The sequence below is a fragment of the Acinetobacter lactucae genome (genome assembly GCF_001605885.1).
GTDB classification, from domain to species: Bacteria; Pseudomonadota; Gammaproteobacteria; order Pseudomonadales; family Moraxellaceae; genus Acinetobacter; species Acinetobacter lactucae.
Map to the genome: position 1 here is coordinate 154,833 of NZ_LRPE01000009.1, position 24,430 is coordinate 179,262.

Genomic DNA, 24,430 nt, shown 5'->3' on the forward strand with positions numbered 1-24,430 from the left:
TTAAGTCCCTTTTATCATTTCTATGCTGCGCCTCGGTTTGAGGCGCTTTCCTTATTGTTATTATTTAGTTTGTACGACCGAACTGAGTTCAGACGTCGCTCCAAAGCGATCAGTGATATTTGCTGTAATTGAGGCAACTTTTACAGTTGGTTTCCAATTCGCTTTTGCATTACCTTGCGCATCTGTAGCAACAGTTATTGCTCCTAAATATTGCTCAGCTTCTTTTGATGCCGCATTTTGATTTCCAAAGAACTCCACTTGATAGCGTTGGTTTGGTAAACCATTAATTTCTACAGCCACTGAGCCTTTAGTAGCGGTTAACTTAGGTGCTTTAATACCCTGATTAGGTTGAGCATTACAGTTTTGTTGATTTGGTTGAGTACATGTTTTTTGTTGTTTAGATGGATCAACAACCACACCGCCACCACGAGAACCGACAAATCCTTCGTGCTCAAGTGCTGGCACAGCAAATACAATTGCCCCTAAACGCTGATCTGGTACACATGAACCGCCAGCTTCACAGCGTTTAATATCTTTACCATTGTCCCAAATCAGGTTTTTCGTCAATGTAATTTTTGCATTTGCATCTTTTTCTGAACGAATAGCAACACCAATACGGTTACCATGCACTCTATTGCTATCAAGAATGTTTCCATCACCCGTCATGTTAAAACCAATCGAGTTATTGGTCAGTTCGTTGTAGGCAATATAGTTACGCTTACCCCAGTTAATCTGTAAGCCATCAGAGTAGTTTTCAAACTTGTTCCCAACTACCGCATTATCATTACCCCACAAGATTTCAATACCTTGTGATGGCTCTGGGTTTGCTTTCGTTGAAACAAAATGGTTATTGGCAATTAAGTTAAATGCAGCACCACGTGTCAGTTCTAAACCATCCCCATTGTCTTGGAAAATATTGTCTAAAACTTTGTTGTTATTGGTCGTCGTTGCAGTGGGGTTACCTTGCCCATCATCACCCGTCAGCATAACACCAGCACCACCGTAGTTATTACTAATGCGGTTGTGTTGAATAAGGTTATTGCTTGAACGGTTAATCAATACACCAATACAAAAGCGATGAATGTCTAAACCTTTTAAAGTGACATTGTTGACGTCACGTAGTACCAACCCCGGTAAAGTCATTGTACGGACATTTGTTCCATACTGCTCAGGGTTTGCACCAGGACAAGCTTTTGCACCTTCACCTTTAATATAATTTGAACCATCAATTGCGATGTATTCACCAGTTTTATCCCACTGGGTACCAATAATTTTGACGGGTGCTTTAATCTCAGGAAGTGCACTATTTAATTTAATCGCATAAGGTGCTTTGCCTACTGCTTGAATCAAGATGTCACTTGCTTCACTCGGGTTCGCGTTAGCTTGTTCGATTGCCCAGCGTAAAGAGCCTTTATTGCTATCATCCTGATAACGATCAACAACATAAGTTTGCGCTGCAGTCACACCTGAAACCATCAAACCTAATGCAAGAGTAGTTAAACGTAATGTATTCATTTGAACATATCCTTATGATTTATGGGTTTGTTGGTTGAACGGTTTTTAAAATCTGTTTGAGCTTGGTCACATCAATTTGACCGGGTGCTGACGCCTCACCAATCATGCCAAAGCTATAACTTCCGCCCATATTGGCAGTCGCAACACGAGAAATCGTACCTAATTGCCCCATCGACATCGTCAATAATGGCTTAGTGGTTTGCTGACTTACTTTTAAAGTTGCATTCATTAAAGTGAAAACGTCTTGTTTAGATTTTGGCATTACAGCAATTTTTAGAATATCTGCGCCCATTTGATCTTGTTTTAACAAGCGTTTTTCAATTTCATCTTGGCTTGGTGTTTTTTGGAAGTCATGATTAGACATGACAACAAGCACTTTCTTTTGATGTGCTTTTTGAACAATTTCTGAAACTACTTTTTGATCACGGAACATTTCAACATCTAACCAATCCATGAACGGATTTTTTAAATAAGCCTGATAAGTCTTACCATAATCAGCATCACTAATTTCAAGCTGGCCACCTTCGTTTTTGGTACGAATAGTGGCAATCATTGGCTTATTGCCTAAAATCTTTTTCAATTGATGACCCAAGGCAATCACTTGTTTTGTATCACTCGCAAAACTGAGTAAATCGATACGGAACTCAGCTAAATCAGCATCTGCCGTATTTGCAATGACTTGAGCTTGTGCTAATGCTTGTTCTTTAGTTTTTGCAGTAATTGGAACAATCGTTTTAACGGCTGTAGCGGCATGTTGTGTTTGAGCACCTAAAGCAACAGGTTCAGCATTCACCTGTGCTGAAAAAAATGGGAGGGCAAGCAAACTTAGGCTTAATAATGTTTTCATGTTCATATCATTTATCCTTAAAAAGGCTACACGCATCCATGGACGAGCATGTGTAGCCTTAGGTGTTTCTTAAATATCAAAAAATACTGTTTCGTCATCGCCTTGAATTCGAATATCAAAGCGGTAAACAACTTCACCATTTTCTTCAAAACGTTTTGCAATAAGCGTCTGACGACGCGGTGCCCATTCAATGCTATTTAGAATTGGATCGTTAGCATTTGCTTCAGTCTCATCTTCAAAATAAACACGTGTATGAAGACCTAAATTAATACCGCGAGCGAAAATGACTAATGCAATATGAGGCGCTTGGGTTGAACCTTTACGACCTGCTGTTGCACCCGGCTTAATTGTATTAAAACTCCAAACACCAGTTTCAAAGTCGGCGCCTGTACGACCCCATCCCTGAAATGCAGGATCAGCTTTTTGCTCACGCGTATCTGCCTGACTTGGATAAATACCGTTCGCATCAGCTTGCCAAATCTCGATCAGTACGTCGCGTAGTGGTAAACCCAATCCGTCAAATACTTGCCCCTCAAGACGAATGCGCTCACCTTTAGTCTGGTCTTGTACAAGCTGGTTATTAAAGTTGTTTTCAAAAACTTCGATATTTGCTTGTTGTGGTAACAAACCAATGTGAACGTAAGGACCACCCGTTTGAGATGCAGTTTCTTTTAATTCCTGAAAATTCCAGTTATTCATGTTCGTGCTCCCGATTAAGTCAAATCATTTTCGAAGTAAGTCGCTCGACGTCCACGTAAAGTGATGTCAAAACGGTAACAACGGCTATCGGCTTCGATAAAGTTGTTTTTATCTTCTAGTGCAATCAATGCACGACGTTGATCTTCAGAAGGAATCGTTTTTAAAATCGGGCAAGTATCGATGAGCGTATCGCCTTCAAAATAAAACTGTGAAATTAGGCGCTGGGCCCAACCATCAGCAATTAAAGAGAAGTGAATATGAGCTGGACGCCACTCATTAATACGGTTACGCCACGGATACGGGCCCGGTTTAATGGTACGGAAAATATAAAAACCATTTTCATCAGTTAAGGTACGACCACAACCACCAAAGTTAGGGTCCATTGCACCAATAAACTTATCGTTTGGATGGCGATATCGACCAGAAGCATTGGCTTGCCATACTTCTAAAAGTGCATTTTTTACAGGACGACCAAATTGATCACGAACATAACCATGGACAATGACACGCTCACCAATTGGCAAACCCTCTTTGGCATAGTTCAAAATCAAGTCGTTATCTTTTGGACCAAACAAATTTGAAGAAAAATGCGGTGCAGTAACTTCAGTTAAAGTCTCGTTAATAGAGATCAATGCATTTTTTGGCGAACGTAATACACTTGTTTTATAACCCGGCGTATACGCTGGTGGATGATCATCTGTATTACGTTGGGCGTAAGCGCCCCAGCTATGTTGTGACATCTTTATCTCCTTAATCTTGTTCTTTCGCTGCAATTGGGTTTACTTCTATCCCCAACTCTTTAAAGACTTCTTCAGCCATATGCATTGCAGCATTTGCAGCAGGTAAACCTGCATAGAGTGAACTGTGTAAGATCAACTCTTTTAAATCTTCTTTGGTTACGCCATTGTTGAAGCAAGCACGTAAATGCATGCGTAGTTCGTCTTCGCGGCCAAGTGCCAATAAAATTGCGATAGTCACTAAACTACGTGTATGACGTGGTAAGCCTGGACGAGACCACACCTCACCCCATGCGTAACGGCTAATAAAATTTTGGAAATCTTGGTTAAAGTCATTGAGGTTTTGCAAAGACCGACCAACATGCTTTTCACCCAAAACTTCAGTCCGCACTTCAATGCCTTGTTTATAGCGTTGTTCATCATTCATTGTGATAGACCTCTATTAAGTTGCATCGGTATGCGCAACAAGTGATTTAACAAATACAGCAACAGCCGCAGCGGTCGCCGGAATTAGTAATAAACTAAGAATGGCGGTAAACGACCAATCATTGCCGAGTAGTACGGCACCAATCCAAGCACCAAATACCGCACCGAAACGTCCAATACCTGTCATCCAAGACACACCCGTTGCACGGCACTGCGTTGGATAGAAACGAGCACTTAAAGCTGGCATTGAAGATTGCGCACCGTTAATCGCGATACCAGCACAAAGCACTAATACAGCAAGCAATGTTGAGTTTCCTAAACTTTGACCCACAGCAATCGCAAATAGACCCGCAGCAAAGTAGAAAATGGCAATGACTCGGTTCGGGTTAAATTTGTCCATCGCCCAACCAATAAATAACGCACTTACCACACCACCGAACTGGAACAAACCGCCAATAAATGCAGCACGCTCCATTGAGGCACCTGTTTCACGCATAAGCGTTGGCAACCAGCTTGTAAGCAAGTAAACAACCACGAGTCCCATGAAATAGGTCAACCAAAGCAAAAGCGTTCCTTTCGCATATGGTTTAGAAAACATAATTCCAAAGACATTTTTCTTTTGAGCTGTCTCAGTTTTCTCTTCTGGTACATGAAATGCAGTCGCATTTTGAACTTGAGTTGGTGCGATATGATTTAAGATTTTGCGTACTTTTTCAGGGTTCTTACCTTTCACAATTAAAAAGCGGTAAGACTCAGGTAAAACCAGAATCACTAAAACCATTAAAATCAGAGGTGACCAACCGCCAAGTAGAAATAGACTGTGCCAACCGTAGGTCGGGATGAGCCAGCTACTAATAAAACCACCTGTAGCCATACCTAAGTTGTAGCCACAGAACATGCATGTCACCAGCAGTGAACGAATACGTGTTGGACAATACTCAGAAAATAATGTGGTGGCATTCGGCATTGCTGCACCAAGCCCAATACCTGTCAAAAAGCGTAAAACGACAAGGCTATCTAAGTTGGTTGCATAAGCAGATGCCAAGGTAAATCCACCAAAAATCAGCATTGATACTGCTAAAACAATTTTGCGGCCAAAACGGTCAGCTGTTGGACCTGAAACTAAAGCTCCAATAATCATTCCACCAAGTGCAGCACTCATTACCGGTCCTAACTGAGAGCGGTCAACCCCCCAGTCCTGAGCCAATGCTGGAGCGATAAAACCCATCGCTGCAGTATCAATTCCATCAGTAAAAATAATTAAGAAACAGATGATTGCTATCATCCATTGATACTTACTGAGTGGAGCATCATTAATCAGTGCTTGAGCATCGATACTTTTATTTGGTGCAGCGTAATCCTGAGACGCCATATTTGCCTCCTTAAGGCCAATTCCTTTTAAACTACTAAGCTATTAGATTTGCTGAATAAACCTAGTCAATTCCTGAGTAAATCTTTGTGGTTGCTCAATATTAGAAAGATGAGATGCTTCCAATTTAGCAATTTGACTATTCTTAATAGCATTCTGCATAAACTCAGCATCTGCTACTGTTGTCACTGGATCTGCCGTTCCTGCAATAAGCAATACCGGCACTTGGATTTGCGTAATTTCATCTCTTAAATCAGCATGTGCTAAAGCACGACACGCATTGGCATAACCTTGTGCTGGTGTGTTTGCCAGACTTTGAATCGTCGTTTGTGCAACCACGTTATGTTGATAGTCGAATTTTTCACTAAACCAACGTGTATGCGTGGTTTTAACCAATTCAGCCAGTCCATTTTGTTCTACTGATTCTGCGCGACTCAACCACGCCTCAGCTTGACCAATTTTGGCTGCTGAATTTGCAACAGTAATGCTATGAAAGCGCTCTGGATAATGGATACCTAACCAAAGCCCTGTAATTCCACCCATTGAAATTCCACAAAAATGAGCTTTTTCAACATTTAAGGCATCTAAAATATCAGCAACATCTTCACCTAAATTTTGTAAAGATGATTCAGCGATCACATCACTTTCGCCATGACCACGTGTGTCGTATGTAATGACATTAAAATGACTTTTAAGCTCATCTACTTGTGGCTGCCACATTCCATGATCTGTTCCTAACGAGTTAGATAACACAAGTGCTGGAGCATCTTTTAATCCATCGGTATATACAGCGAGCTGTTTACCTTGTCGATTGGTTATAAGCTGTTTCACTTTATGTCTCCTCCTTGTGCTTCTTGCAGAACAGCATCAATTTGAGCTTGAATGTTGCCCAAATAGTTTTCTGCTTTAAATATTTCCAAAATTTCTGTTGGGCTAAAATATTCTTTTACTTCATTTAACTGACTAACAACCTCAGATAAATGCTGCTTTTGAGCCACGGCTGTTTTACAAGCTGCTTCAACAACATGATGAGCATTTAAACGTCCAATTTTTGGAGCAAGCGCCATCATCACAGCTTCTGCCATAATCAACCCGTTGGTACAGTCAAGGTTATGCTGCATATGCTCAGCATTAACTTCGAAACCTTGTAAAACTTCACCAGTGCGACTTAAAGCACCCGCACAAAGCTGAAAAATTTCAGGGATTGCCAGCCATTCTGCATGCCATGCGCCTAAGCTACGCTCATGTTCCTGCACCATGCTTTGATAGATGCTAGACATAAGTGCTGGTACACGATTTGCTGCTGCAAGTACTGAAGCTGCTGCAACTGGATTACGCTTATGCGGCATGGTTGACGAACCACCACGACCTTTTGCTGTTGGTTCAAACAACTCTGCAATTTCAGTTTGCATCATAAGAGACCAATCACGTGCCATCTTGCCTGTATTCCCAACAATCATGCCAAGCACACTTGCAATTTCCACGATACGATCTCGCTCGCCATGCCATGTGCTTATCGGTACAGTCAGATTCAGTTGCTGAGCAAATGCGCTAACCACAAGTGAACCTTGATCTTGCAAAGAAGCCAGTGAACCCACAGCCCCACCTAACTGAGCAGTAAATACACGTGATTTCATGGCTTGGATACGATCTAAATCACGCTTAAATGCAGAAGCCCAACGAGCAAGTTTATGTCCTAAGGTAATTGGTAAAGCTTGCTGTAACCATGTACGCCCAATCATGACTTGATGGCGATATTGCTTGGCTTGCTGTAATGCAGTCGCATAACATTGCTGAAGTTGAGCTTCCACAATGTTTAAGGCATCGCGGCATTGCAAAATACATGCTGTGTCTAAAATATCCTGACTCGTTGCTCCCCAATGCACATAGCGTGAAGCATCTTCATCAACATCTTTAACAATTGCTGTAAGTTGTTTTACAAATGGAATTGCGATATTCCCAGCTAAGCCTGTTGCTACAGCCAAAGCGGAAAAATCAAACTTATCTAGTGCCTGCTCAGCTACTTGGGCAATTGTATTAGCCGCATTTTGAGGAATCACGCCAACTTTTGCCTGTGCTTGAGCTAACGCAACTTCAACCTTAGTCATATATGTGATTAAAGATGAGTCACTAAAAATGTCAGTGACGTCTTTTTGGTAAAACAAGCTGGCATATAACTGGCTCATGATTAGACTCTCTCAATAATCAAAGCAATCCCTTGGCCTACACCAATACACATCGAACACAAGGCATAACGACCACCTGTTTGCTCAAGCTGGTTTAGGGCCGTAGTCACTAAGCGTGCACCTGATGCACCAAGCGGATGACCCAGTGCAATCGCACCACCGTTCGGATTCACTTTGTCAGAATCATCTGGCAAACCTAAATCACGGGTCACAGCCAAAGCTTGTGCAGCAAAGGCTTCATTCAGCTCAATTACATCCATCTGATCTAAAGTCAGGTTGGCTTGTTTAAGTAATTTCTTAATCGCTGGTGCCGGAGCAAAACCCATAATACGTGGTTCTACACCCACCGCTGTTGAAGCAATGATCTTGGCACGTGGTTTGAGGTTGTAAGCTTGAATTGCATCATCAGAAGCAATCAATAGAGCTGCTGCACCATCGTTAATGCCTGAAGCATTTCCCGCAGTGACGGTGCCGTCTGCTTTGACCACAGGTTTAAGTTTGCTTAAGCCTTCAAGCGTGGTCGATGCACGTGGATGTTCATCGGTATCAATCACAACAGCATCACCCTTACGCTGAGGGATTTCAACTGCCACGATTTCTTTAGAAAAAAAGCCTTTGGCTTGCGCGCTTGCGGTGCGTTGTTGGCTCACCAAGGCAAACTGGTCCTGATCTGCACGATTCACGTTAAACTGTTCAGCCACGTTTTCGGCAGTCTGCGGCATGGTGTCTACACCATACAATTCTTTAAGTTTTGGGTTAATGAAGCGCCAGCCCATGGTGGTGTCTTCGATCTTCTGGCTACGGCCAAAAGCACTGTCTGACTTCCCCATCACATAGGGTGCACGGCTCATACTTTCCACACCGCCTGCAATCACCAAGTTCGCTTCACCAGCTTTAATAGCACGGGCAGCAATGGCAATGGCATCGAGTGAGGAACCGCACAAACGGTTAATGGTGGTTGCCGGCACTTGATACGGTAAACCTGCAAGCAGTGCTGACATACGGCCGACATTACGGTTATCTTCACCGGCTTGGTTAGCACAGCCATAGATCACATCATCGACCTGTTCCCAATCTACATTCGGGTTACGCTGCATGAGCGCTTTAATTGGCACAGCACCAAGGTCATCGGCACGGACAGGTGCAAGGCCACCGGCGTAACGGCCGAATGGAGTACGGATGGCATCGATGATATAAGCGTTTTTTAATGTCATTTCCCTACTTCCTTATCCTTGAGTCGCATCAATCAAAGTTGCACCCGTTAAAGCCTGTAACTCATCAAAGCTCAGACCTTCCACTTTTTCGATCACCTTTAAACCGTCTTGGGTCACATCAATAACACAAAGATCGGTGTAAATACGATCCACACATTGCTTACCCGTAACCGGATAAGTCAGTTCAGCCACAATTTTTGGCTCACCTTGCTTGGTTACATGATCTGTAGTGATAAAAACTTTCTTGGCACCTACAGCCAAATCCATCGCACCACCCACCGCAGGAATCGCATCCGGTGCACCCGTGTGCCAGTTCGCCAAGTCACCATTGGCTGCAACTTGAAATGCACCCAGCACTGCAATATCAAGGTGACCACCACGCATCATGGCAAATGAGTCACCATGGTGGAAAAAGCTGCCGCCTTCAAGCATGGTCACAAACTCTTTACCGGCATTAATGAGTTCTGGGTCTTCTTCACTTGCTGCTGGTGGAGGGCCAAAAGCCAACAGACCATTTTCAGAATGAAGAAAAATATCTTTGTCGTCAGGTAGGTAATTTGCAATCTTGGTTGGTAAACCAATACCCAAGTTCACATAGGCGCCATCTGGAATATCTTGTGCCACACGTTTTGCAATCTGGTCACGGCTGAGTTTCTGGTAGCTCATGTTATTTCTCCTTATTGCTTACTGTGCGGGTGCGACTTGTACAACATGCTGTACAAAGATACCTGGGGTAATGATGTGTTCCGGATCTAATCCACCGAGTTCAACCACTTCAGAAACCTGAGCAATGGTGACATCCGCAGCCATCGCCATAATCGGGCCAAAGTTACGTGCAGATTTACGGTAAACCAGATTGCCCCAGCGATCGCCCTTGTAGGCTTTAATCAAGGCAAAGTCAGCCTTGATCGGATATTCAAGTACATAATCTTTGCCATCAATTTGGCGGGTTTCTTTGCCTTCGGCCAAAAGTGTTCCAAAGCCAGTGGGGGTAAACACAGCGCCTAATCCCATACCTGCTGCCTGAATACGACACGCCAGATTACCTTGTGGAACTACTTCAAGTTCAACTTTTCCGGCACGGTACAGTTCATCAAACACATAAGAGTCTGCCTGACGTGGGAAAGAGCAAATCACTTTTTTAACTGAGCCGGCTTTAAGCAGTTTCGCCAGACCATAATCGCCATTACCGGCGTTGTTGCTGACAATAGTTAAATCTTTAACACCCAGTTCAATCAGTCCGTCAATGAGTTCAGCGGGTTGTCCTGCGGTACCGAAACCACCAATCAGAATGGTTGCACCATCTTTAATCTGCGATAGTGCCTCGCTTAGTGAGGACTTACTTTTGTCAATCATTAGACAACTCCATTGTGCTCATTGAAGAAGAGATAGGTAAGAGAATTAGGCACACTGAGGCGAGAAGAATAGATAAATATTTCACTCAATCCCGAGTGTTTCCCTTAGATTTCCCTTTTAATCATTTTTGATAATTTTCGTATTTTGATCTAGTTATCAAACCATGGTTTTGTTCGGTATAAATATTTTTTGTTCGATGATCGAACATTATCTAGTGTAGTTGTCCGATCTTGATAAATCCTAAAACTTATCAATGTAAAAGAATACGAGTGGTTATAAATAGATATGTAGAAAACTTGCTTAGATGAACAAACCATCCAAGCAAGTTAGAAATAATAGAATTAAGACTGAGATTGCAGAATCAAACGTGCGAGTTCTAAATCATCGGGATAGGTAATTTTTATATTATCCGAACGTCCCATTACGACCTGTACAGTTTCACCCATATACTCGAGTGCACTTGCCTCATCGGTAATAGTGACGTTATTTTCTAAAGCATGTTCAATTGCTTTTTTTAGTTTACCGATTTTAGTAATTTGAGGAGTTTGAGCTTGCCATAATAAATCTCGGCTAACTGTTTTATCAATTTGATTGCCTGACTTAACCTGCTTTAAAGTATCACGAACAGGAATTGCTAAAATAGCACTCTCATTTGATTCAATTGCATTTGCCACAAGTGCATTTAAACAATCAATGGTTACACAAGGGCGAGCCGCATCATGCACGAGGACCCAATCATTTTCATCAGCAAAAGTTAAAAGATAATTTAAAGCATTTAATACCGAATGGACTCGTTCAGCCCCGCCCGTACAAAAATGCGCCTTATCTATATTTTGAAATGCAAGAGTCTGGGCGAAGGTATCTTGAGCACCGATTGCTAAAACATAACCATTCAATGCAAGTTGACTTATACGGCCAATCGTATGTTCTAGAACAGTCCTATTCTGAATATATTGATACTGCTTCAATTCAGTTTTAGAAAATCGACTTCCTGATCCTGCAGCGGGAATAACTGCCCATAATTTAGTCTGGGATATCTGGGGATGCAGGTGTCTCATTCGTTTCCAAATCAACTTTAGCGTTCGGGTCAATATAAATAGGCTTGTAATGGGTACTGATTGTACTCATTTGAACAAATGTCTCATGTGGTTTAACCAAACCAAGATCAAGGCGTGCATGTTCTTCAATTGCTTCTGTACCATTTTTCAGGTCAAAAACCTCTGCTGCCAAAATACGGTTTCGTTCTTTAAGCTCTTCATTTACCTCAGCTTGTTGCTGAATTTGTTGCATGAGAGCTTGATGAGGGATATAACCACCCTCACCTAACCAAAATTGATATTGCAGTATGGCTACTAAAACAATAACAAGTAGCAATATCAGTTTGCTTGAAGTGGATCGAAATACTTCTAACATATCATTAAGAGTTTTAATTAAAAACTTTGATTAAGCTTTTGTATTGTATAACAATTTAAAAAGAGCATGCAAAATTCCTGCAAAATCAGTGCAAAACTATTAATGCGCATGTTACTTTAAATTGACCATTGTGACATGTTTCATTTTGTCAAAAATGAATGGAATTTGAAAGGGAAATCATATTTATAAGTACAACTGCTTATAAATCACTCTATGCATATAAAAGCTATTCTGCGTATCAAAAAATTATATTGAATAAATAGAGAAAAGTCCTCCGAAGAGGACTTTTCAATAGAGATTTAAATCAACCAGTAATTAGAAGTTATAACGAACACTCACCGTTGCATTTCTTGGTGTTCCCCAGTTCATTCCATTGTCACCAATACCTTCATAATATTTCTCATCAAAAATATTATCGATGTTGAATTGAAGTTTAATATTTTTATCTACCTGATAGCCAACCATCGCACTTGCTAACACATAAGCATCTTGTTCAATACGAGAGCTTCCACTACCCGTATAGTATTTACTCTTATAATTTAAACCAAGTCCTGTACTCCATTGATCAAGTTTGTACTTAACAAATAGATTCGAAGTTGTTCGAGAGTTTGTCGTATTAACCTTGGTGCCTTTTGCATCTTTTGCTTCAAAATTAGCAATACCAAAGTTAATCCCCCAATTGTCGTTAATCTCACCCTCAGCTTCAAACTCAAAACCTTTACTTTCAACACCATCTATAGCGCGATAAGCCTGCTCTGTAGTTTGCGTACCATTACGGACAATAAATACTCCAGGTATCGATTCAGCAAAATTAGATTGTTCTATTCGAAATACTGAAAGTGCTGTATTTAAACGCCCTCCGAACCATTCGCTCTTTAAACCGGCCTCATAACTCTTACCTGTAATCGGATCAATATATTGATCATTTACATCTTTACGTTCTTGAGGTTTAAAAATTTCTGTATAACTCGCATATACAGAATGATCTTGGGCAAAATCATAAATAGCGCCAATATATGGTGCTAATTCATTGTTAAATTCACGGTTACCTTTATCATTTTCAGACTTGTATTCCCAGTTAGATAAACGTGCACCAGCAATAATTTTTAAAGGGTCAAGAATTTGAAATTTACCCGCAATATATGCAGCAGTTTGTGTGGTTTCATTAAGAGCACCTCTGGTATTTAGTACCAGTGGCTGAAGTAACTCTTGAGCCATATCATTATAGTTAAGTGGTTCACCTAAATATTTCTCAATTTCACTATTTGCATTAGAACCACCAGAAAGATCTTTCGTTTTTTCATTTTTATTCCAAGATCCGCCAATAATGATTTCCTGAGGGCGATTAAATAACGTAAATGGTGCATTGATAAAAACATCAATATTGTTTTCTTCACTCGCAGCTTTGGCACCATATACAGAAACATTATCTTTTTTATTATCATCTATATTTTTTAGTGGACTGGTATTTGTGGCCTTATCTACTCTTCCAGCTGTATATAGCAACATGGAGTCCGTATCTTCTTTACGGAAGGTATAAGCAATATTTAAATTAATGTCATTAAATAAATTCTGTTTTAAGTTTGCAAATACTGCTGTTGTATTCACATCCCAATATGTCCAAGGTGCACTTACTGTTAAGCTTCTAGAAAAATTGGTACGAGTCCCATCAGTATAAAAAGCAGGTGTTCCGCCCCAACGAATACCATCACGATGTAACTCTTGATAAGTTGCACCAAGCGACATGCTTGTTTTATCACTCAAGTCATAATCAAGGGCACCATAAAATACATTTCGTTCTTTTTCATAAAAATCCATAAATGATTTTTCATCAGAATGCTTTACAAACATGCGACCACGCAATGTACCATCAGCATTAAGTGGTGTAGAAATATCTGCCGAACTACTCCAAGAGTTCCACGAGCCTAAAGATGTGTTGACATTACCAGTAAGCTCTTTTGAGTTTGCATGTTTTCGAATCATGTTCAGTGCCATCGCCGGATTCCCAGCACCTGTGGTTAGGCCATTGGCACCTTTTACTACCTCGATGCGATCATAAATATCTAAATCAAGGTCCCCTGTACCTAAATTAATCGTGCTCGGTATTCCGTCTATTAAGTAATAATCTACCTCAAAACCACGTGCATAAACTTTCTGGCGCTCATCAGTACGTGAAGTTGAAACCCCCGTAATATTGTTCATTAAATCCTGAAAAGAATCGATTTTTCGATCATCTAAATATTCACGAGTTAAAACTTTGACCGATTGCGGTGTTTCACGAAGAGATAAATTTAATTTTGTAGAAGTATTTGCGCTTTTTGCTGCATAACTGCCCGAACCTTCGGTAACTGCAGAATTTTCTTGTTGTGCTTGTACTTTTATCGTTTCTAAAGTGGCGGTTCCAGTTGTCTCATCTGCATAAGCAACTGAAGGAACAGTTAAAGCCATAGCAAATGCTAAAGGATGAGCTTTAAATGCTTTTCTAAAGGGCGGAGTGTACATAAGAAAATTCCATAATAACCAATGTGCTGTGCGAGATTCCTTAGTCTTTTGCTATTCTGCTCTTTGTTACATAGCAGCAAAAGTTCGGCACAAAAACTAACACGAATGATAATTGTTATCAACAAAATATTAATAATTATTCCTTTTTATTTAGATTGAATTATCAATCTTTCTAATACTTATATATTTCAACCGCTTCTAGACTTGTTTGATTATCAGATAATTTTTTAATTTATTGTTTATTCAACTTACTAATAAAATGTTATGCACCAGTCTTACGATTAACTCAAAAATAACAAACTAAATACTATTTTCTTTTATATTTTATTATTCTTCTCAAATCTCATAACAGAGAATAAAGGTATGGCTTGTAGTGCATAAAGTTTTAGCATTTTCTTTAGTAAGCATAGGTTTGAGTGCTTGTAATAACCATACAGATGATAGTCCTTCAAAAATAATTAATATGGAGGATATTCAGAAGCAACATAGACCGACTAATACTTATATATATGAATATAATGATATTATTTATAAACTAAACACTGAACAAGACCAAACTACTGCTCATATAAGATTAAAAAGTTTATTAAAAAAGATGCCATCTCATGATAGCAACTTAAACATTTTAAAAACTAAACGTAAAATACTTGTACATTTGGGTTGTCTGAATGAAGCTTATATCGTTACCGAAAAAATTTTAGCTAAAACAGATAGTTCACAGCTACAAGAGATGCAATGTATTTTTCTAAGTAAAATGAAAAAAGATGCTCATGAAATAAAAGCATGTTACGAAAGAACTGCTAATAGTTATTTAAATGAAATAAATTTAATACCTAAAGCTGCTTTGCGATATCAATATGCTTTATGGGGGCATTATGCAGCAATGTTCCATGCAGGCCATATAGAATATAAAGATAGACTTCAAGAAATTATCGACTATCACAACATTGAAGATCACAAAAAAACATATCAACAAATGTATGAAAACGTTATGAACTCCTCTATTTTTCAAAAACGTTTAGATGCAATCCCTTATACCTCTCAATGTCGTTAAACTATTTTTAATTTTTAAGTCTTATTATGAGACAAATTTATAACCTGTATCTTTATTAATTTTAATTTATTTAATAACAAGAAAGTACGTATCGAAATATAACGTTTATGCTTCCATTCTTATCCTAGGAATACAATCTCATATAATCCTGTCCCTTATTGGTCTCTTATTTTGAAACGTCTACTTTTGATCACATGATGAATAGTAAGTTTACTCATAAAAAGTCACATATATTTCGAGTTTTTAACCAATAACTACCTAAAAATTATATTTTTTTATTTTTTACTCTGTTAATAGTTTTATAAGGATTTCTTCTAACTATTTTAATAAGGAGAAAAAAATGGATTTTATTAATATTTTCATAGGTGACACGACTTGGAACTTTGTTTTAGAAGTTTTAGTTCGTTGTAGCGTGATGTTCATCATCATTATTAGTTTTTTAAGACTATCTGGTAAACGAGGTGTGCGTCAGCTCTCCCTTTTTGAACTCGCAATTATTTTATGTTTAGGTTCAGCCGCCGGCGACCCTATGTTTACTGAAGACATACCTATTGCCCATGCCTTCGTCGTATTTGTTGTTATTCTTTTTCTTTATCGATTTGCTACATGGAGCATGGTAAAGCATAAAAAAATTGAAGATTTGCTAGAAGGAAAAGCACTTTGTATTGTTAAAGATGGTCTTGTAGTCTATAAAGATTTCCAAAAGCAATCATATTCTCATGATGAGTTTTTCTCTGAAATGCGGCAACAACATGTTGAGCATCTTGGGCAAGTGCGAGCTGCTTTGTTAGAGTCCGATGGTATTCTCAGTCTGCTTTATTTTGAAGATGAAGATGTAAAGTGGGGCTTGCCACTATTCCCTGATGCTTACCGCAAAGCAGATATACTTAAACCTAATACTTTTTATTCATGCATGAAATGTGGTGAAACTAAAATTTTAAATACAATTGATCAAGAATGTACACGATGCAAACATCATAGTTGGGCCGAGTCTTTGAAAACACGCCGATTAGGATAATAAAAAAGGTGCTATTTCCTATTAAAAACAGAAAATAGCACCCTAAAATGTTAAAAATTAATTTTAACTTTTTATTTAAAGATTAGTTTAAACCTTTAAACTCAGCTTTACCGCGGTAAGCAGCTTTAGTCAATTCTTCAATACGAAGTAACTGGTTGTACTTAGAAACACGGTCAGAACGGCAAAGTGAACCAGTCTTAATTTGACCCGCTGCTGTACCTACTGCCAAATCAGCAATAGTAGAATCTTCTGTTTCACCAGAACGGTGAGAAATAACAGTCGAATAACCATTTGCTTTAGCAAGATAGATCGCATCTAAAGTTTCAGTTAAAGTACCGATCTGGTTGTATTTGATTAAGATTGAGTTACCAACTTTTTCATCAATACCACGTTGTAAAATCTTAGGATTAGTTACGAACAAGTCATCACCAACCAATTGGATTTTATCACCAAGGATTGAAGTCAAGTAGCTCCAGCCTTCCCAGTCAGATTCATCAAGACCATCTTCGATCGAGATAATTGGATATTGATTTACAAGACCAGCTAAGTAATCTGCAAACTGATTGCTTGTAAATGCACGATTGCCTTCGCCTTCTAAAACGTATTGACCGTTTTTGTAGAACTCTGAAGATGCGCAGTCAAGTGCAAGCATCATGTCTGAACCAGCTTTGTAACCAGTCAATTCAATTGCTTGTAAAATGATTTGAATTGCTTCTTCGTTAGAACGTAAGTTAGGAGCAAAACCACCCTCATCACCTACAGCAGTATTCAAACCTTGTTTCTTTAAAACTGATTTTAAAGAATGGAATACTTCAGCACCAGCGCGTAAAGCTTCAGCAAATGAAGTGAAGCCTACAGGCTCGATCATGAACTCTTGAATATCAACAGTGTTGTCCGCATGCTCACCACCATTTAAGATGTTCATCATCGGTACAGGCATTGTCAAAATTGTTTGACCACGAAGATCTGCAATGTATTGGAAAAGAGGAAGTTTCTTTTCTTCAGCAGCAGCGCGCGCAGCAGCCAATGATACAGCTAAAGTTGCATTAGCACCTAATTTCTCTTTGTTTTCAGTACCATCAAGCGCGATCATTGTATTATCAATGTCTTTTTGCTCAAAAACTGATTTACCCAACAAAGCATCACGAATCAACGTATTAACGTTGTTAACTGCTGTACGAACGCCTTTACCTAAGTAACGTGATTTATCACCGTCACGTAGTTCTAAAGCTTCACGAGAACCAGTTGAAGCACCAGATGGTGCACATGCACGACCAACAACCCCAGATTCTAAAATTACGTCTGCTTCGATGGTTGGGTTACCACGAGAGTCCAAAATTTCACGTGCACGAATGTCAACGATTTGGCTCATGAACAATTCCTCTTTGAATGAATATGAGCTGCGGTTAAAGCAGCGTAAGGGTTATAAAACAACTCAATGAGTGTCTAACTTTTTGAATCCTTTAACTAAAGTATCCAATTCTTTTATTTGTGCCAAGAACGGTTCTAGCTGCGACATGCGTAATGCACAAGGTCCATCGCATTTTGCATGTTCTGGGTCTGGATGAGCTTCCAAAAACAATCCAGCCAAGCCAGTTGCCATTCCAGCGCGTGCTAAAGTTGTAATTTGAGCACGACGACCACCTGCTGAGTCAGCACGACCACCAGGGGTTTGCAACGCATGTGTCACGTCAAAGAAAACTGGCACATTCATTTCTTTCATGATGTCAAAGCCAAGCATATCTACAACAAGATTGTTATAACCAAATGCTGAACCACGTTCACAAAGAATAAGTTTGTCGTTTCCTGCTTCTAAACATTTATGCAGGATATGACGCATTTCATGGGGTGCTAAAAACTGGGCTTTCTTAATATTAATAATAGCCTGTGTTTTCGCCATCGCCTCAACGAGATCAGTCTGACGACTTAAGAAAGCGGGTAATTGAATAATATCGGCTACTTCTGCAACAGGTGCAGCTTGATATGGCTCATGCACATCAGTAATGATAGGAACATTAAAATGCTTTTTAATATCACCTAACCATTCGATACCTTTTTCAAGTCCAGGACCACGGAATGAATGAAGACTCGAACGATTTGCTTTATCGAAACTCGCTTTAAATACATAAGGGATATCTAAGCGTTTGCAAATATCAACATAAGTTTCTGCAATTTCAAAAGCTAAATCTTTTGATTCAAGTACGTTCATTCCGCCAAATAATACAAATGGCAAATGATTTGCCATTTGTATATCGCCTAAACGTACAACTTCTTGTGGTTTTAATTGTGACATTTAAACTTTCCCAGTTTATTTAAAATCGCATTATTTACTTTTTTGATGCTGTGTTTTTGCAGCGTCAATAAAACTAGCAAATAATGGATGTCCATCACGTGGTGAACTTGTAAATTCCGGGTGGAATTGTACAGCAATAAACCAAGGATGTTCAGGAATTTCTACAGTTTCAACTAAATGTTGTGCTGAAGAGTAACCTGAAATCTTCATACCAGCTTGTTCAATCGACTCGATGAAACGGTTATTCATTTCATAACGGTGACGATGACGCTCTGTAATTTCAGCTTTACCGTAGACTTCACGTGTTTTTGTGCCTTCAACCAATTCAGATTTCTGAGCACCTAAACGCATAGTTCCACCTAAGTCAGACTCAAGGCTGCGTTGTTGTAATTCACCGCGCTCATCTAACCATTCGGTAATTAAACCAATGAGTGGATATTTTGTAGAACGATTAAATTCTGTAGAAGAAGCTTCTGGCATACCTGCGACATGGCGAGCGTATTCAATAACAGCCAATTGCATGCCTAAACAAATACCCAAGAATGGGATTTTGTTTTCACGTGCGTATTGAATAGCTTTCATTTTGCCTTCAGTACCACGTTCACCGAAACCGCCTGGAACTAAAATTGCGTCAGCTGTACTTAAAATAGATACGTCTTGGCTTTCAAGTTCTTCAGCGTTGACATAATCAATTTGTACTTTTACGCGATTTTTAATACCTGCATGTAGCAATGCTTCATTTACAGACTTATAAGCATCTGGTAATTCAACATACTTACCAACCATAGCTACACGTAAAGTATATTCAGGATTTAGTAATGCTTCGACGACATTGTCCCAATCTTCTAGATTTGCTTCTGGAAGATCATTAAATCCAAAACGCTCACAGATCAAGTCATCAACGTTTTGTTCATAGAATGTACGTGGAATTTGATAAATCGTTTTCGCATCTTTACATACCACTACAGCACGTGCTTCTACGTTAGTGAACAATGCAATTTTGCGTTTAGTATCAACATCCACATCATATTCAGTACGACAGATAAGAATATCTGGCTGAATACCAATTGAAAGCAACTCTTTTACAGAGTGTTGAGTTGGTTTTGTCTTAAGCTCTGCTGCAGATTTAATATATGGCAACAAAGTTAAATGCATAAGCATGGTTCTTTTATGACCAAGCTCAACCATTAACTGACGAACTGACTCCATAAATGGAAGTGATTCGATATCACCTACCGTACCGCCAATTTCTACGATAGCAACATCGTAGCCTTCGCCTGCGCGAAGTACGCGTTCTTTAATGTTGTCAGTAATATGAGGAATAACTTGAACTGTACCACCAAGGTAGTCACCACGACGTTCTTTATTTAAAACGTCCTGATATACACGACCACTAGTAAAGTTATTAAGTTTGGTCATTTTCGCACGACGTAAGAAACGTTCGTAATAACCCAAGTCTAGATCAGTTTCGGCACCATCCTCTGTGACAAAAACTTCACCATGTTGGAAAGGGCTCATTGTCCCTGGATCGACATTAATGTAGGGATCCATTTTAACCATTGTGACTTTTAAGCCACGGGCTTCCAAAAGTGCAGCAACTGAAGCAGCAGAAATACCTTTACCTAGCGATGAAACTACACCACCAGTGACAAAAATAAAATGGGTCATTAAGTTTCTCGTACAATCAAGCCGAAATCGGCCTACAATGTTTGGCAATTTTACTGTACTCTGCCCCTATAAAGCAAAGTCAAACCGCATCAATTCAAAGATCATTAAACAACTGGCTATTCTATCAGCATTTTTAATAAAAATTTAGGTCAATCTCACATGATTTTTTCATTCTCTTTTGCTGTTATAATGCCAGCTCCTCAATTAAATGTTGTTTAGGACAATGGCAAATAAAAAACTTTTAATCTGTGCTGCAATTGCTGCTGGACTATTGTTAACCGCATGTGTCAAAAAAGAAACACCTAAAGAAGAAGAGCAAGAAAAGGTTGAAACTGCTGTTTCAGAACCTACACCTGCTGAACCTGCAAAATTTGAGTCTTTAGAAAGTGTGCAAACTGAAGAAGCTCAAACTCAGGAACCACCGCAAGTTGAAGTTCACCACGAAGAAACAGCGAATACGACAACTGAAATTCGCCGTGAAACTCGTCCTGCCCAGCCTGATCAAGGTTCACAAACAACTGCTTCTGAGCAACCTAAAGTAGAACCGAAACCAAAACCTGAACCTAAGCCTGAGCCAAAAGTAGAGCCAAAACCTTCTAAGCCAGCTGAACCAGCTCAAAGTGAAGATGACGCTGTTGCCGCTGCCATTGCTGCTGCTACCCCTGCGCTGAAAAACTAATTTCGTACGCACATATGCCCAAATTGAACCATCAATTTGGGCTTTTTAAAAATTATTCAAATTATCAATTCAATCATAAATTTTACTTTTTCTTTCTATTTATCTTTAAAGTTTCCCTAGATATCAATTAGGGACAATCTACTTTTTCTGCCTAAAAAAGCATTGACGATAGATATATGACGTTGTAGTTTTTTATCAAGTTCCTTTTTGGAACTTTAATTAAAAGAAGATTGGAGCTTAGAATGAATATTGTATCAAATCGCGTCCCCGCCTCATTTCCAGTCCGTCGTATGGACTACAATTTTGAAAACACACCTCGCTATTGGTGTAATAACGAACCAACTTTCACGCATTATTTTACGGGTTTATCCACTTTATTTCCTGAAGGTGAATCATATTTCGTTCGTTCCGTAAGAGCTTTACGTGAAAAAGCAAAATCGAACGAGATTCTAGATCGAGAAATCAGTGCTTTTATTGGCCAAGAAGCAATGCACTCTAAAGAGCATCATGCTTTTCATGTGAGTGCACAGCAACATGGATTAGATCCTCAATCTTTAGAAAAGGTAACTGGTATCGTTTTAAAAAGTATTGAAAAAGTTTTTAGTAAAAAGTGGAATTTGCTTGTAACAGTAGGTTTGGAACATTACACAGCAGTACTCGTGGTTAGCATGATGCAATCTGTTAATGAATTAATGACAGACTCAACTATTCGTAATTTATGGTTATGGCACAGTATTGAAGAAACCGAACACAAAGCTGTCGCTTTTGATCTCTATCAACATTTATATGGAAGTGGGCTAAGCGCATATCTCCCACGTATCACCGTCTTCACTTTAAGTTTAATTTTAATTACGGGCTTCTCAACAATTTATCAATTTGTTCTTATGAAACGGGATCATCAACTTCTAAATTTCAAATCTTGGCGTAAATTCTTTAGTTTTGCGAATAAACAATATAGAACACTGATCCCTAAATTTTTTGATTATTATCGCTTTGATTTTCACCCCAACCAAACTGATGAAAAAGATCTCGTTGCTAGTACGAAAATCAAAATTGGTCTAAAAGATCCCACGTTGCTTTTATCTTGATCTAACAAAATGGTAAAGCCCATCTGTTAAATGGGCTTTATTTAACTTATTGCAAAGTTATCGTTATTGCTTATGTTCTACCATAAAATAATTTGCTATTAATTTGGCAGCCCATGAGGTACTTTTCCAACCTTCGTAAAAACCACAATGACTTCCTTTTTTTGTAGTAATTACCGCAATATTACTCATTTGCTGAATTGTTTCTTTGTAGGGTTCCAAATTCTTAATAGAACAGACTGGATCATCCTCAGCATTAAGAATCATCAATGGAATTTTGACATTCTCAAATACATAAATTGGATTAATGGCTTGGCAATAACTTTGATAATCCTCAAAGCCAGCCATTTCAAAATATTCTTTTTCAAACTCTTCCAGACTTGTCGTCGCTAGAACTTTTTCTATAGAAGAAAGTTGATTCCATGTATTTTGATAAGGATGAATAAAATATTTAAATAACTTTTTAGTCATCATTTTGCTATAAAACGGATGCACATTTTTAAAGCCAATCTCCGTGTTATAGCCTGGACACATTGCAAAAGCAGCTTTAAATGGTGTATCTGTGCCTTGCTCACCCAAATAACGAACCAATAACCCTGTTCCCGCAGAGGAACCTACGGCGTATAAATCTGACTTTGGAAACAAGTTTTGAACATGAGTAAGTTGCTCTTTAAGATCGCTCGTTGACCCAAAAAGAGAAATCTGTGGTACAGGCATAGGTAAGCCAGCATGCCCACGGCGTAAGCATAGTGCGATTCTCCATCCCGTATAGTGATGTATATCTTTTACAAGTTCACGCATACTTTCAGGTGTTCCCGTAATAGTATGCATAATGACAACTGTAGGAGTATTTGGAGGAAGATGATAGCCATACCACGCAATTGCAGTTACGCCGCCATCTTTCATAGTGAGTTGATCAATACGATCATATTCAAGTTTGATGGTTTTTTTTCTAATAATATCAAAATACAAAAGATGAACATGATTGTTGCTTAACCATGGTGTAGGACGATATTTTTGCTTGAGCTGGGGCAATTTCTCGAGAATATCTTTTATTTTCCCATTTGGGTCATAATAGATTTTTGGCTGTTCGGCACCTAATACCGAATCGAACAATTCTGAACCGAAAGCTTTAATTTTATTTAAAGTAGATATGCCCATTTCCAATCACTACCTCTGATTATGAGTTAAATGATTGCCGCACTAATGCTGCAACCTGCTGTCCCCAAATTGCATAAATTTCTTTACTCGGATGAAAGCCATCACTTGCCATAGGCAAATTCATTGCCCGAAAATGCTCAATATCATATTGAATGAATATAAATTGGTTTTGGGATTCTAACCATTTATTTAGTGTGTGATTCATTTGTTCCGCATATTTTCCAAACAACCAAGCCAATGGATTTGGTAAAGCTGGAAAATGCTGCATTGGTGGAACACCAGAAACAATAATGAGCTTAGGCTTAAAATGTGCCTGTATATATTGAAATAATTGTTTTTGCTGTTTTATCCATGAACTTGCTGAGGTTAGTTTTGTTACATCATTAACACCAATCGACGTAACTACGACATCGTAATTTTGTTGCTCTAAATGCTGTACTGCTTGAAAAACTTGCTTAGTTGTATCACCTGTTTTTGCATGCAGTTTCCAGCTTATCGAATATTGATCTTGCAACTCAGAAATAATTGCACCAGATAAAGCATCTTTTTGAGTTTCTACCCCCACACCAGCTGCGGCAGAGTCTCCTAAAATAAGTAATGATAGAGGTCTTCCCTTGCCAACGATGCCTTCTCTTTCGCCACTGGCTTCTAGCAAGCGTGGTGTATTCTTACGAACTTTTGTTCCCTGTATAAACAGTATAGGGAGCAATGCTAGAGTTGAAAGCTTTAACCACATTTTATTGATCTCTATCTTACTTAGGCTATTTACTAAAATTATTGTGGTTGAAACTTAGCAATTCTTATACCCATTTGTTCAGCCAGCGCAGCTAAGCCACTCATTGGACGAATCATTACTTCAAAATCAACAATTTTGCCTTGTTTATTAAAACGAATCATATCGATACCTTTTAATGATTTGCCACTAACATTGGCACTGAATTCAAGCACTACATTTTCACCGTCTTCTGTATAGAACTCACGATGATAGGTAAAGTTTTCGAACACCTGAATCACATTGGTAAGAATGAAGAAAACAACCTGCTTTCCTTCATAAGGTTTGTAAGCAACTGGTGAGCGAAAAACCACCTCATCCGCCAGCAAGTCATTTAGATCAGACAAGTTCCCAGCCTGAACCATTTCATGCCATTTTTCTAAAGACTGCTTTGTTGTTTCGACTGTCATTGTTTTTATATCCTATAATTTAACCA

The 24,430-nt window shown here is 39.0% G+C and carries 24 protein-coding genes; 4 read left to right on the top strand and 20 right to left on the bottom strand.

Features of this window, described 5'->3' with window-relative positions; all coding sequences use genetic code 11:
- Nucleotides 1–60 precede the first annotated feature (60 nt).
- From AWW73_RS04425 to AWW73_RS04490, 14 genes are all read right to left on the bottom strand, one after another.
- Entirely contained in the window at nt 61–1,515 is a 1,455-nt protein-coding gene (locus tag AWW73_RS04425; protein ID WP_062848874.1) for a right-handed parallel beta-helix repeat-containing protein, read from the bottom strand.
- Between the two features lie 19 nt (nt 1,516–1,534).
- Nucleotides 1,535–2,362, bottom strand: a complete 828-nt coding sequence (aroD, locus tag AWW73_RS04430; RefSeq protein WP_081409488.1) for a type I 3-dehydroquinate dehydratase — start codon at nt 2,360–2,362, stop codon at nt 1,535–1,537.
- Nucleotides 2,363–2,431: 69 nt separating this feature from the next.
- A complete protein-coding gene (gene pcaG / locus AWW73_RS04435; protein ID WP_062848876.1) occupies nt 2,432–3,061 on the bottom strand; it encodes a protocatechuate 3,4-dioxygenase subunit alpha in 630 nt (209 codons plus the stop codon).
- A 14-nt stretch (nt 3,062–3,075) separates the two neighbouring features.
- Complete coding sequence (pcaH, locus tag AWW73_RS04440) at nt 3,076–3,801, bottom strand: protocatechuate 3,4-dioxygenase subunit beta (protein ID WP_062848877.1); 726 nt, start codon at nt 3,799–3,801, stop codon at nt 3,076–3,078.
- 10 nt (nt 3,802–3,811) lie between these two features.
- A complete protein-coding gene (gene pcaC, locus AWW73_RS04445) occupies nt 3,812–4,225 on the bottom strand; it encodes a 4-carboxymuconolactone decarboxylase (protein WP_000997505.1) in 414 nt (137 codons plus the stop codon).
- 15 nt (nt 4,226–4,240) lie between these two features.
- Nucleotides 4,241–5,596 (bottom strand): 4-hydroxybenzoate transporter PcaK, encoded by a 1,356-nt coding sequence (gene pcaK / locus AWW73_RS04450; protein WP_061874846.1) that lies wholly within the window; start codon nt 5,594–5,596, stop codon nt 4,241–4,243.
- Between the two features lie 42 nt (nt 5,597–5,638).
- Nucleotides 5,639–6,424: a 3-oxoadipate enol-lactonase gene (gene pcaD / locus AWW73_RS04455; RefSeq protein WP_062848878.1), complete on the bottom strand. Its 786-nt coding sequence runs from the start codon at nt 6,422–6,424 to the stop codon at nt 5,639–5,641.
- Nucleotides 6,421–7,779, bottom strand: coding sequence for a 3-carboxy-cis,cis-muconate cycloisomerase (gene pcaB / locus AWW73_RS04460; RefSeq protein WP_062848879.1), 1,359 nt, complete (start codon nt 7,777–7,779; stop codon nt 6,421–6,423). Before pcaB ends, pcaD begins: the two co-directional genes overlap by 4 nt.
- Nucleotides 7,780–7,781: 2 nt before the next feature.
- Nucleotides 7,782–8,993 (bottom strand): 3-oxoadipyl-CoA thiolase, encoded by a 1,212-nt coding sequence (gene pcaF / locus AWW73_RS04465; RefSeq protein ID WP_062848880.1) that lies wholly within the window; start codon nt 8,991–8,993, stop codon nt 7,782–7,784.
- A gap of 12 nt (nt 8,994–9,005) precedes the next feature.
- The gene (locus tag AWW73_RS04470; protein WP_062848881.1) at nt 9,006–9,659 is read right to left on the bottom strand and encodes a 3-oxoacid CoA-transferase subunit B; all 654 of its coding nucleotides are present in this window, start codon (nt 9,657–9,659) and stop codon (nt 9,006–9,008) included.
- A gap of 18 nt (nt 9,660–9,677) precedes the next feature.
- On the bottom strand, nt 9,678–10,349 hold the full coding sequence (locus AWW73_RS04475) for a 3-oxoacid CoA-transferase subunit A (protein ID WP_016145489.1): 672 nt from the start codon (nt 10,347–10,349) through the stop codon (nt 9,678–9,680).
- A 341-nt stretch (nt 10,350–10,690) separates the two neighbouring features.
- Complete coding sequence (gene ispD / locus AWW73_RS04480) at nt 10,691–11,407, bottom strand: 2-C-methyl-D-erythritol 4-phosphate cytidylyltransferase (RefSeq protein ID WP_031948502.1); 717 nt, start codon at nt 11,405–11,407, stop codon at nt 10,691–10,693.
- The gene (gene ftsB, locus AWW73_RS04485) at nt 11,373–11,762 is read right to left on the bottom strand and encodes a cell division protein FtsB (protein ID WP_004643028.1); all 390 of its coding nucleotides are present in this window, start codon (nt 11,760–11,762) and stop codon (nt 11,373–11,375) included. The genes ispD and ftsB overlap by 35 nt, the downstream gene beginning before the upstream one ends.
- 315 nt (nt 11,763–12,077) lie before the next feature.
- The gene (locus AWW73_RS04490) at nt 12,078–14,264 is read right to left on the bottom strand and encodes a TonB-dependent siderophore receptor (protein WP_062848882.1); all 2,187 of its coding nucleotides are present in this window, start codon (nt 14,262–14,264) and stop codon (nt 12,078–12,080) included.
- A 373-nt stretch (nt 14,265–14,637) separates the two neighbouring features.
- Here AWW73_RS04490 and AWW73_RS04495 point away from each other — a divergent pair, with 373 nt between their 5' ends.
- Both AWW73_RS04495 and AWW73_RS04500 read left to right on the top strand, forming a co-directional pair.
- A complete protein-coding gene (locus tag AWW73_RS04495; RefSeq protein WP_016145492.1) occupies nt 14,638–15,318 on the top strand; it encodes a hypothetical protein in 681 nt (226 codons plus the stop codon).
- 340 nt (nt 15,319–15,658) lie between these two features.
- Nucleotides 15,659–16,336 (top strand): DUF421 domain-containing protein, encoded by a 678-nt coding sequence (locus AWW73_RS04500; protein WP_016145493.1) that lies wholly within the window; start codon nt 15,659–15,661, stop codon nt 16,334–16,336.
- Nucleotides 16,337–16,418: 82 nt separating this feature from the next.
- Here AWW73_RS04500 and eno read toward each other — a convergent pair whose 3' ends face one another.
- From eno to AWW73_RS04515, 3 genes are all read right to left on the bottom strand, one after another.
- Nucleotides 16,419–17,708 carry a phosphopyruvate hydratase gene (gene eno, locus AWW73_RS04505; RefSeq protein ID WP_016145494.1) on the bottom strand — a complete coding sequence of 430 codons (1,290 nt, stop codon included), beginning with the start codon at nt 17,706–17,708 and terminating at the stop codon, nt 16,419–16,421.
- Between the two features lie 63 nt (nt 17,709–17,771).
- Entirely contained in the window at nt 17,772–18,629 is an 858-nt protein-coding gene (kdsA, locus tag AWW73_RS04510; protein WP_057106403.1) for a 3-deoxy-8-phosphooctulonate synthase, read from the bottom strand.
- A gap of 30 nt (nt 18,630–18,659) precedes the next feature.
- The gene (locus AWW73_RS04515) at nt 18,660–20,297 is read right to left on the bottom strand and encodes a CTP synthase (protein WP_002121060.1); all 1,638 of its coding nucleotides are present in this window, start codon (nt 20,295–20,297) and stop codon (nt 18,660–18,662) included.
- Between the two features lie 223 nt (nt 20,298–20,520).
- Here AWW73_RS04515 and AWW73_RS04520 point away from each other — a divergent pair, with 223 nt between their 5' ends.
- The gene (locus AWW73_RS04520; protein WP_057106402.1) at nt 20,521–20,976 is read left to right on the top strand and encodes a hypothetical protein; all 456 of its coding nucleotides are present in this window, start codon (nt 20,521–20,523) and stop codon (nt 20,974–20,976) included.
- Nucleotides 20,977–21,218: 242 nt separating this feature from the next.
- Nucleotides 21,219–22,064 (top strand): metal-dependent hydrolase, encoded by an 846-nt coding sequence (locus tag AWW73_RS04525; RefSeq protein ID WP_031948509.1) that lies wholly within the window; start codon nt 21,219–21,221, stop codon nt 22,062–22,064.
- Nucleotides 22,065–22,127: 63 nt separating this feature from the next.
- Here AWW73_RS04525 and AWW73_RS04530 read toward each other — a convergent pair whose 3' ends face one another.
- Genes AWW73_RS04530 through AWW73_RS04540 form a run of 3 tightly spaced genes read right to left on the bottom strand, consistent with a single transcriptional unit; the run spans nt 22,128 to nt 24,404 of the window.
- A complete protein-coding gene (locus AWW73_RS04530; RefSeq protein WP_031948511.1) occupies nt 22,128–23,222 on the bottom strand; it encodes a YheT family hydrolase in 1,095 nt (364 codons plus the stop codon).
- 19 nt (nt 23,223–23,241) lie between these two features.
- Entirely contained in the window at nt 23,242–23,958 is a 717-nt protein-coding gene (locus AWW73_RS04535; protein WP_062848883.1) for an SGNH/GDSL hydrolase family protein, read from the bottom strand.
- Between the two features lie 38 nt (nt 23,959–23,996).
- On the bottom strand, nt 23,997–24,404 hold the full coding sequence (locus tag AWW73_RS04540) for a nuclear transport factor 2 family protein (protein WP_062848884.1): 408 nt from the start codon (nt 24,402–24,404) through the stop codon (nt 23,997–23,999).
- Between the last annotated feature and the right edge of the window lie 26 nt (nt 24,405–24,430).